We start from the raw sequence: 10,682 nt of genomic DNA on the forward strand, positions 1-10,682 counted from the left end.
CTTCCTTAGTCAGCCGTTGAGATCTGGATATAGGTCACTTCAATGTCACCGCCTTCGGAGTATAGCTTCAGCCAGCTGTTGTCGATCCGGTACCAGGGATCCTGTGCGCTGACACGGATGATATAGTCGTTCAGCTCATTATCCTTTATGCTTTTTAGGACGATCCCGCCGCTGCGCGTGGCTTCACGGCCATAATTGAGGTACACTTTGGGCTTGGTCTCACTCAGCACGCGAGCTTTCATCACGATGTAGTTATTCTTGCGCTGGCGAATATCCACCGGGATGAAATCAAATTTCCGTTCGGTGTTGTTGCTGATGATCACCGAGGAGTTCAGAATGTCCACAATGGCATGGTCTGCTATGTATTTCTTGATCTGGTTGATCATGTTCAGAGGATATACCTCATCATTCTTGATTTCGTGGGCCGTCATATAGGCATCAATGGCTTCATCGAGGATCTTTTGTGTGTAGAGGTTATCCGCCTTTGCAACCGCATCCTGGTAGGCCTTTTTCAGCTCCATTTCTTTGTCGAGCAGGATCTGTTCCACCTGTTTCAGCTTATCCTTTGGGTACTGTTGTCCGGGATCAATGCTGATGGCGTTCTGGTACTGCACCTTTGCGCTTTTATGGTCCTGAAGTGCAAAAAAGGAATCACCTGCCTCAATGGCCTTGTTGTAGGATTCCAGACGTGCCTGTTCATTGGCCGCCAAGATCGAATTGATCTCGTCGATTTTGCTTTTGGGGTAGTTCTCACCCGGCTTGATGTTGATTGCCTTCTGGTATTCAGTCCTCGCCTTGTCATAATTTTTTGCACCGAAAAACTGATCCGCTTCGGCGATGGCTGCATCAAACGATTTCTGAACCTCCAGATCCCTTAATACGGAACTAATACGCTCAATCTGTTCCTGAGGGTATGACTGGCCAGGGTCGTGGACCAGGGCATCCTGGTATGCCTGTTTCGCCCTTTCATATTCCTTGCCGTTGAAAAGTCCATCTGCTTTTGCAATGGCATCGTCGTAAGCCTTTTGCCGGGCACTGATGGCAGCCAGGATCTCTTCTATCTCGCTGACCTTACCTTCAGGATAGGCTTCGGCAGGTTTCAGGGCCAGGGCTGCCCGGTATTCATTCAGGGCATCCTGATACTCCTTTTTTGCCAGGAGTTCGTCGCCAGAATCAATGTGGGATGCATACGATGCCTCCAGGTTCCTGATCTCTTCCAGGATCTGGTTGATTTTAGCAATTTGTTCCGGAGGATAAGTTTCCGCTGGCTTCAGGCTTTGCGCTTTTTGATAGTCAGTCAGGGCTTTCGTATAATCCTTCGAATTGAAATACTCATCAGCCACTCCAAGGGCTGTCTCATACTCTTTCTGGATCCGTGCCATTTCCGACAGTATCCTGTCGATCTCTGCAATCTTTTCCTTCGGATAGGACTCGGCAGGCTTGATACCGGATGCTTTCTGGTAGGCGGAGCGTGCATCTTCATAGACCTTCAGGGCAAACTGGCTGTCACCTTCCGCGATGGCCTGGGCATAGGCGTCCTCTTTTGCCTTCAGATCGGAAAGCAGCAGGTCGATCTCATCGATCTTCTGCCGGGGGTAGCTCTCCGCTGGCTTGATCTCCCGGGCCTGCACAAAAGCACTCCTGGCCTCAGCGTAACTTTGCTGTGCTAAAAGCTTATCCCCCTGGGCAATGGCTTTTTGATAGGTTTCTTCCGTTGCTTTGATATCCGTCTGAATCCTGACGATCTCTTCGATCTTTTGCTGTGGGTAATCTTCCTCTGGTTTGATCTTCAATGCATTCTGGAAAGCGGTCATCGCTTCTGCATAACTTTGGACCGACAGCAAACTGTCGCCTGTTCCGACAGCCTGCTGGTAGGCTCTGTCACTGGCGGCGATGTTAGCCAGAATGCCTTCAATGTCTGAAATTTTGCTTTTGGGATAGATCTCATCAGGTTTCAGCGTGAGGGCCTGCTGGTATTCGGAAAGTGCACCGGGATAATCTTTTTTTGCCAGCAGTTCGTCGCCGGAAGCAATGTGGGATGCATATGATGCCTCCAGGTTCCTGATCTCCTCCAGGATCTGGTTGATTTTGGATAGTTGCTCCTGAGGATACGTTTCTTCGGGTTTCAGGTCGTGGGCTTTCTGATAATCCGTCAGCGCCTTGCTGTATTCATTGTCTGTGAAATACTGATCCGCCCTTGCGATGACCAGATCATACTCTTTCTGGATCCGTGTCATTTCCGACAGGATCCTGTCGATCTCTGCAATCTTTTCCTTCGGATAGGACTCGGCAGGCTTGATACCGGATGCTTTCTGGTAGGCGGAGCGTGCATCTTCATAGACCTTCAGGGCAAACTGGCTGTCGCCCTCGGCGATGGCCTGGGCATAAGTGTCCTCCTGGGCTTTCACATCAGCGAAATGCCGGTCGATCTCCTCAATCTTTTGCCGGGGATACGTTTCCTCCGGTTTGTACGTAAGTGCCTTCTCGTAGTAGGATTTTGCAGACGGGAGGTTGCTGGCGGCAAAAAGACTGTCAGCCCTTGCAATGGAGACCACGTACTGCTGTTCCTTTTCACTCTGGAGGGCAATGTTGTTGAGGATGCGGTCAATTTCCGCAATTTTATCCTTTGGTAAGGCTTCGGCGGGTTTTAAAACACTGGCTTTTTCAAACATAGCCCTTGCTGCTGCATAATCGTTTTTCTGCAGCAATGTCGTTGCGTTGGTTACCGTGAGGTCATACGCCGACTGGACACGCTGCATCTCGGCGAGCTGCGGATCGATCCGGGCGATCATGTTCCGGGCGTAGGTTTCCGAAGGCTTCATGGCCAGCGCCTTTTCATACTCGATCCTGGCATTTTCGAAATCCTTGTTCAAGTAATACTCATCGGCCAGGGCAACGATCCGGTCATAAGCATCTCTTTCAGCCTTGAGTCTTGCCAGGATGTCGTCAATCTCCTTGATGCGGTTTTTGGGATACGCTTCCTCTGGTTTGATGTTACTCGCATCCTGGTAGGTGGATCGTGATGAGGCGTATTCCTTGTTATCATACTGGCCATCTGCCTTGGCGATAATGCTGTTGTACTGATCCTGCAGCAGCTGCAGCTTGGCAAGAATTTCATTGATCGCTATGATCCGGTCAATGGGATATTGTTCGTACGGTTTCAGGTCGCTGGCAACCAGGTATTCACCTTTTGCCTCCAGGTAACGTTTTTGCGCAAACAAATCATCCGCGTGGAGTATGGCAGCAGCATATTTCGCATCCACTTCCGGGTCGGACCAGATTTTGTTGATCTGGGCAAGCCGGTCTTTGGGGTATTGAGCGGTGGGATCTATTCGAAGCGCATTCTCGAACTCAGCCTTTGCCCTGCGGTAGTCAGCAGCTTTAAACCATTTCTCAGCCGATGTGACAGCAACTTCAAAAAGGATATTTTTTGTTTTCTGATCATCCAGTATTTCCTTGATCCCTTTTATCCTTTCCTGAGGATATTTTTCCCCGGGCTTCAGTTTGCGGGCAGTTTCAAATTCGTAAAGGGCACGGTCATATTTTCCTTCTTCAAAATACTGGTCTGCCTTTTTGATGGCCACAGTGTAGTCCTGTTCGGTTTGTACAGGGTCTGCTGTCTGTGCGAAGGATGTTACAGGATGGGTTGTTGTCAGTAAAACGATGATGATGAGCAGGGGTAGTGCACGCCTGTTTCCGGAATGAAGTAACCACTGCGTTCGTATCCGATGATGCATGGGAGTTACAAATAGTTATAAATCAAATACTTGTTCGATAAAAAAAATGAATGAAAATAAGTCGCAAAAGTACGACTAAGCCGAATACCGTTGTGAGGATAACGCAAATTTTCACGAAATGTTTGACGCAGTGTAAATTCCTGTCAGGCTTCAATGATGATCCCATCGCGTATCAGAAGCTGACGGTCCGACATTCCTGCCAGTTCCGTGTTGTGGGTGACAATGATGAATGTTTGATTGAACTGGTGGCGAAGGTCAAAAAAGAGTTTATGCAATTCTTTGGCATTTTGTGAATCGAGGTTCCCGGAAGGTTCATCAGCCAGAATGACGGAGGGGTGGTTGATCAGTGCCCTGGCCACGGCCACGCGCTGCAGTTCACCTCCTGAGAGAGCGGCGGGTTTGTGGTGCAACCGTTCGGTGAGCCCAAGGTACCCGAGTATTTCCGCTGCTTTGCTTTCGGCTTCTTTTTTACCGGATCCGCTTATGTAAGCCGGAATGCACGTGTTTTCCAGCGCTGTGAACTCGGGCAGCAAATGATGAAACTGGAAAACAAAACCAATCTGGCGGTTGCGGAATTGAGCAAGTTTTTTATCGGCCAGCAAATGGACCGGTGTTCCATCGATGAGTATGCTGCCCCGGTCGGCCCGCTCCAGCGTGCCGATGATCTGAAGAAGCGTCGTTTTCCCTGCTCCTGATGCACCCACGATCGTTACGATTTCTCCCTTGCGGATGTCCAGATGAATGCCTTTCAGCACAGCTAGCTGTCCGTACGACTTGTGAATATCTCTTGCGGTGATCATCATGACAACAAAAACAGGGGCAAAGGTCAGCTGAAAATAAAAATTTACCAAGCAATCGTGGTAAAATATTATCAAATACGTATTTTTGAGACCTTCTAACCATTAATTTTTTAACATCATTCATTTGTATGAATCTTCACGAATACCAGGGCAAGTCAATTCTGAGAAAATACGGTGTACAGGTACCGGAGGGCACAGTGGCATTTTCGCCGGATGAGGCGGTGGACGCGGCGTGGTTGATCCGTGAAAAGAGCGGTGTGGACAAATGGGCTGTCAAGGCCCAGATCCATGCAGGCGGACGCGGAAAAGGCGGAGGGGTGCGGATTGCCAAATCGTTCGATGAAGTGAAAGAACACGCCAAAAATATGATCGGCATGATGCTGATCACCCCTCAGACAGGCCCGGAGGGGAAAAAGGTTGGCAAGGTGCTGGTGGAGCAGAACATCTACTATGAAGGCGAATCCCCCGTTCAGGAATTTTACATGAGCATGCTGCTGAACAGGAATTCGGCAAAGTATATGATCGTTTACTCACCCCGCGGTGGAATGAACATCGAACAGGTGGCTGAGGAAACACCTGATCAGATTTTCAGGGAAGAGATTGAGACCGGGGTGGGCATCACGGATTTCCAATGCCGTAAGATCGCTTTCAACTTCGGGCTCAGCGGGAAAGCGTTCAAGGAGATGACGGCTTTCGTAAAAGCATTGTACAAAGCCTTTCTTGATTCAGATGCATCCCTGTTCGAGATCAATCCTGTTTTCAAGACATCCGATAACCGCATCTTCGCCGCCGATGCCAAGGTAGTCATTGACGACAATGCAGTTTACCGCCACCCAGACATCCATACCATGCGGGATCTGGAAGAAGAGGATCCCACCGAGGTGGAGGCCAGCAAATTCGATCTGAACTACATCAAGCTCAATGGCAATATCGGATGTATGGTCAATGGCGCAGGGCTTGCGATGGCCACCATGGATATCATTAAGCTTTCGGGTGGTGAACCGGCTAACTTTCTGGATGTGGGAGGCTCAGCCAGCGCCCGAAGGGTGGAGGAGGCCTTCCGGCTTATCCTCCAGGATCCCAACGTCGAGGGAATCCTGGTGAATATTTTTGGTGGCATTGTCAGGTGCGATATCGTTGCTCAGGGTATCGTGGATGCTTGTAAAAACATTGGAGAGATCAAGGTGCCGATCATCGTCAGGCTGCAGGGCACCAACGCCACGGAAGGAAAAGAGATCATCGACCGGTCAGGCTTGAAGGTCTATTCAGCCATACATCTTCAGGAAGCTGCTGAACGGGTGACAAAAATCTTACAGGAAAAATCCTAATGGATGCAGTGGGCTTCCGGTTGCCAGTAACGCTTAAATTTCCTGCCAACCGTACCAGGTCAGATGCCGACGGATCAGTAGAGGGTTTTCATGGTCACATCCGAATCAATCTTGATTGAAACCCGCATTCCCTGTTCTTCAAGAACCATTTCAATGTGCTGCTTGGTCACTGATTCCAGGGGGTAACCCGTTTTCCGGTCAATTTGCACGGTACCGGCGGCGGTCCCTTTCATCGAGCTGAGCTTGGCGCCTTCGACAGGTTCATATATGGAGGTAACTTTCAAAAAAGCTCTTTTTTTATTGACAGACTCCAGCGTATAGGTCGTGATGCAATCAAAGGTAAATCCCTGACTTCCGATGGTCATCCGCTCTTCCCAGGAACTTCCCGGCAAAACGCTCTTTGAGCTGAACACCGGATACCAGGTCTGGCTGTTATCGAACATGAACATTCCCCCTGAAGAACCCTGGCTGAGCGTTTCAACATAATTGGATTGAAGCACCTGACCTCGTCTATCAATGCTCATTAGTATCACTTTACCGATCAGGCCATCCATTGCTTTCTTGACCTCTTTTCCCATCGGATCCGCGGGTTCGTCAGTGCTCTCGCTGTCGAAGGTGGATTCCGAACCCATCATTTTCTGGGTGCCTTTTATCCGGTCGATCCGGGTAGCCAGTGTGTAACGCGACAATGAATCCTCTTCCACCGTGGTCGTATAATAGGTGTCCATGTTTTGGTCAAGACTGATATTATACCCTACGGTCTCGGTCTGGATCAGATTTTTCATGAGATATGCCAACTTGTATTCCTGGCCGGCACGGAGGTTATAGGTCAGTAACAGGCTGTCCTTTTTCGTGATGGCTGCAGAGCAAAGTGCAAGGGTAATCAGCGACACCACGATTAGAATTCGTACGGGAAATGCATTACTTTTCATCTTATTCACTTGTTTTTGGAACGCAAAAGTATGAAATATTTATCGTTTTGCGCTTCGAATGCATAACTAAATAATGAATATAACATTTTATGTATCTTTGCAGAGCGGGAAAAATGTTTCATTTAAAATACAGTAAAAATGGCAAAATTTGAAATTTATCAAAGCGGCGCTAAGAATGAATACCGGTTCAGGCTGGTAGCTTCCAATGGACAAAATATCCTCAGCAGTGAAGGATACAGCTCGAAAGCAGGATGCATGAACGGAATCGACTCCGTAAGAAAAAATGCATCGAATACAAAGGCTTTTGAAAAATCGGTCACCCCCAACGGAGCATTCCGCTTCAACCTGAAAGCACCGAATGGACAGGTCATCGGCACAAGTCAGAATTATAAATCCGAAAGCGGCCGTGATAATGGAATCCAGTCGGTCATGAAAAACGCCGGCGAGGCAAAGATCATCGAATAACGGATCTGAAAATCTTTTCATGAAAATCCGATTTCCTGGATGTAAGGTCAGCTATGTTTTTCTGATCTCCATCTTTTTATTCCTTCTGACATCCTCCTGCGAACAAGGGGATGTCAGGAGGGATGAGAATGATTCCATTATGGGAGAGGCCCTGTCAAGTGATAAGGTAAAAATCGATTATCGCGTCAACGGAGATAAAAAGGATACGACCCTGATCTTCATCCACCAATGGCTTTGTAACCAGACCTATTGGCAGAACCAGATCTCTTACTTCAGTGGCAATTACCGTGTGGTCACCCTGGACCTTGCAGGCCACGGAAGATCCGGGAACGACCGGAACGATTATTCAATGGACCTGTTTGCCGATGATGTCATTGCTGTGATGAAGGATATCAAAGCCAGAAAAGTTTATCTGATCGGTCATTCCTTTGGCGCCTCTGTTGCTGTGAAAGTCGCCCTGAAGGTACCCGACAGGGTGTTGGGCATCCTGGCGGTGGATGCGTTTCAAAACCTCACCCAGGATTACCCGGAAAACGAGATTGAAAATAAGTTTAAGCCTTACCGGTCGGATTTTCAAACGACGGTGAAAAAACACGCCAGTCTGTTGTTTGGAGATCATCCCGATACGCTGCTGGTACAACGGGTGATCAACGACTGGGCTTCTGCTGATCCGGATATGGCCATTGCGGTGATGACTGAATATTTGCGCTTTAAACCTTCGGAATGGACGAAAAATCTGACTGTTCCGGTCTTTGCACTGAATGCAAGCAAATTTCCGGCAAATGCCCTGGGCAATCAAAAGATGCTGAAAAGCTATAAAATGTACTCGTTGCCCCGGGTTGGCCATTTTCCCCAGCTGGAAAATCCGGGATATTTCAATGAAGTCGTAAAGACGATCTTGCGGGAACAATCCCAAAAACCTTCACCGAGGTAAGCAAATCCTGACATTTTTATTGTCAGCCTGCCGCTCTGCCTTCCACGGCAAGGATTCCTCACCATTTTCCGTGCGAGTCAATCCTGAGTCATGGAATAAGGAATTTCTTCAGCGCTGATCATTTGCCTGACGGGTTCCGGTCCCATCGTGAATTCCAGCTCACCGCCATTCATCAAAGTGGAATGCTCCAGGTAGTACCGGTGATACGGTTTGCCATTCAGCGATATGGACTGAATATAGCTATTTTTCTCCGTTCGGTTGATTGCTTTCACCGTGAATATTTTTCCGTTTTCCAGATGGATGTCAGCCCTGTTCACTGACGGGGCTCCGATGACGTACTGACCGCTTCCCGGACAGACCGGATAGAAACCCAGGCTGCTGAAAACGTACCAGGCCGACATTTGCCCGCAATCCTCATTTCCGCAGACGCCGTAGGGGGTATCGTCAAACAGATTCTGCATTACTTGATGGATACGCTCCTGCGTTTTCCAGGGCATTCCGGCATACACATACAGGTAGGCAATATGCTGACTGGGTTCGTTCCCGTGGGCATACTGCCCGATCAGCCCTGCTATGTCTTCAACCTGCCCGTACTTCTCCCTGCCCACCTCCAGAACGAACAGTGAATCCAGTTTTCTGACAAAAAGTTCATTTCCACCCATCAACCTGATCAGCCCTTCCGGATCGTGAGGAACATACCAGGTGTATTGCCAGGCGTTTCCTTCCGTATAATCACCCCCGTATTGCGCATAGTACGGATCAAAAGGTTCCCTGAAGGGGCCGTCGGATCGTCTTGCTCTCATAAACCCGCTGTTGCTGTCCCAGACATTCCTGTACGCCGTTGCCCTGTTCATGAAAAGTAAATGGTCCTTCTCCTTTCCCATCATCTGGGCCATCTGCGCGATGGCCCAGTCATCGTAAGCATATTCAAGCGTTTTGGATGCTCCTTCGTTCTCTTTGTCAATCGGAACAAATCCGTAGTTCATATAATGTTCCAGTCCGTCATAGGGCCCGTAGGTTGCACTTGCTTTCATCGCTTCAAAAGCACGTTCCGCATCAAATCCCCGGATGTTTTTCTGATAGGCGTCAGCAATGACCGAAACGGCATGATAACCGATCATGCACCAGGTTTCATTGCCGTGGAAGGACCACACCGGCAGCAGATGGTGAACACTCTGGTCATAATGTGTCAGCATTGAACGGATCATGTCGGCGACACGGTCAGGCTGGATGATGGTGAACAACGGATGAGCGGCCCGGTAGGTATCCCATAGCGAATAGATCGTGTAATTCGTGAAATCATCCGCATGGTGAACCTGCTGGTCCAGCCCTCTGTACCGCCTGTCGGCGTCCATATAGAGCACAGGAGCCAGCATGGTATGGTAGACCGATGTGTAAAAGATCGTTTTGTTCTCCTGTGATCCGTCAATGATGATCCTGTTCAGCTCTTTGTCCCATTTTTCCCTGGCCGACTGTCGGACCCGTTCAAAATCCCACCCCGGGCATTCTGCATCCATATTGTTCAGGGCGCCCTGGATATCCACGGCTGAAAGGCTCACTTTCACCCGGATCTGTTCACGGGCGGGATCCGGAAAATTGAAATATGCCTTTATCTTTCGGCCACCTCGTTCAGGGTAATTCGTGAGATGCGCCTGACGAGGCCCGAAGCCGTAATACTCCATCTGATCGTCCCTGACGATTCCATACGTTTCAAACGGCCTTGAAAAAGAGATCGCAAAAAAAACATAGCGGTCGGGTGCCCAGCCGCTGGTCTGCCGGTAACCCGTCACCAGGGAGTCGTTTTCAATTCGGATAGAAGTCCACCTGACCTTGCCGTCATAGTTATAGATGCTTTGCGTAAGATCCAGTATGATCCTGGCGGTGTCAGCTTCTGTAAACGTGTATTGATGAAACCCAACTCGTTCGGTGGCTGTCAGCTCAGCCAGGATATCATCGTCCAGCAATTTTACGCGATAATAACCAGGCTCGGCCATTTCCTGATCGTGCGAAAACCGCGACCTGTAGCCTGAGTCAGGAGCGGAGGAGGAGCCGGCGTTCAAATGGAGGTCACCAACGGTGGGCATCAGAAGAACGTCTCCCAGGTCGGAATGGCCCGTACCGGAAAAATGTGTATGACTGAATCCCAATATCGTACTGTCGCCATACTGGTATCCTGCGCACCATGGGAAACTCTGCCTGAAATGCTTGATTTCCGTATCCGGACTGACCTGCACTGCACCGAACGGGACCGTCGCACCGGGATAAGTGTGCCCTTCGCCGCCTGTTCCGATGAAAGGATCAACGTAATCATACGGTGTCCGCCCGGCTTCATCCGTGAAAGAGCATTCCTGCGAAGCCGTGTGTTTTGTATGGCTCTGATAACCCGTCAGCCCCCAACACAGAACCAACGCCAGTAAAATCACTGCCCAATCAAAACATCTGCAAATAATCATAAACCTCATTATATCTATGAATAACTATGAATA

At 49.1% G+C, this 10,682-nt stretch carries 7 protein-coding genes; 3 read left to right on the forward strand and 4 right to left on the reverse strand.

Features of this window, described 5'->3' with window-relative positions:
• Nucleotides 1-5 precede the first annotated feature (5 nt).
• Together PKI34_09375 and PKI34_09380 are read right to left on the reverse strand one after the other, a co-directional pair.
• Nucleotides 6-3,737 (reverse strand): hypothetical protein, encoded by a 3,732-nt coding sequence (locus PKI34_09375; GenBank protein ID HNS18016.1) that lies wholly within the window; start codon nucleotides 3,735-3,737, stop codon nucleotides 6-8.
• Nucleotides 3,738-3,880: 143 nt separating this feature from the next.
• Nucleotides 3,881-4,537 (reverse strand): ABC transporter ATP-binding protein, encoded by a 657-nt coding sequence (locus PKI34_09380; protein HNS18017.1) that lies wholly within the window; start codon nucleotides 4,535-4,537, stop codon nucleotides 3,881-3,883.
• Between the two features lie 128 nt (nucleotides 4,538-4,665).
• Between PKI34_09380 and sucC the strand changes: the two genes are divergently transcribed.
• Nucleotides 4,666-5,865, forward strand: a complete 1,200-nt coding sequence (gene sucC / locus PKI34_09385; GenBank protein ID HNS18018.1) for an ADP-forming succinate--CoA ligase subunit beta — start codon at nucleotides 4,666-4,668, stop codon at nucleotides 5,863-5,865.
• A 74-nt stretch (nucleotides 5,866-5,939) separates the two neighbouring features.
• Here sucC and PKI34_09390 read toward each other — a convergent pair whose 3' ends face one another.
• On the reverse strand, nucleotides 5,940-6,797 hold the full coding sequence (locus PKI34_09390) for a DUF6263 family protein (protein ID HNS18019.1): 858 nt from the start codon (nucleotides 6,795-6,797) through the stop codon (nucleotides 5,940-5,942).
• 138 nt (nucleotides 6,798-6,935) lie between these two features.
• On the opposite strand from PKI34_09390, the gene PKI34_09395 reads away from it, so the two are divergent.
• Nucleotides 6,936-7,262, forward strand: a complete 327-nt coding sequence (locus PKI34_09395; protein HNS18020.1) for a YegP family protein — start codon at nucleotides 6,936-6,938, stop codon at nucleotides 7,260-7,262.
• Nucleotides 7,263-7,281: 19 nt separating this feature from the next.
• Nucleotides 7,282-8,196 (forward strand): alpha/beta hydrolase, encoded by a 915-nt coding sequence (locus PKI34_09400; protein HNS18021.1) that lies wholly within the window; start codon nucleotides 7,282-7,284, stop codon nucleotides 8,194-8,196.
• Between the two features lie 77 nt (nucleotides 8,197-8,273).
• On the opposite strand, the gene PKI34_09405 is transcribed toward PKI34_09400, so the two are convergent.
• Entirely contained in the window at nucleotides 8,274-10,604 is a 2,331-nt protein-coding gene (locus PKI34_09405; protein HNS18022.1) for a GH92 family glycosyl hydrolase, read from the reverse strand.
• Between the last annotated feature and the right edge of the window lie 78 nt (nucleotides 10,605-10,682).

It is taken from the genome of Bacteroidales bacterium (assembly GCA_035342335.1).
Taxonomy (GTDB): Bacteria; Bacteroidota; Bacteroidia; order Bacteroidales; family JAGONC01; genus JAGONC01.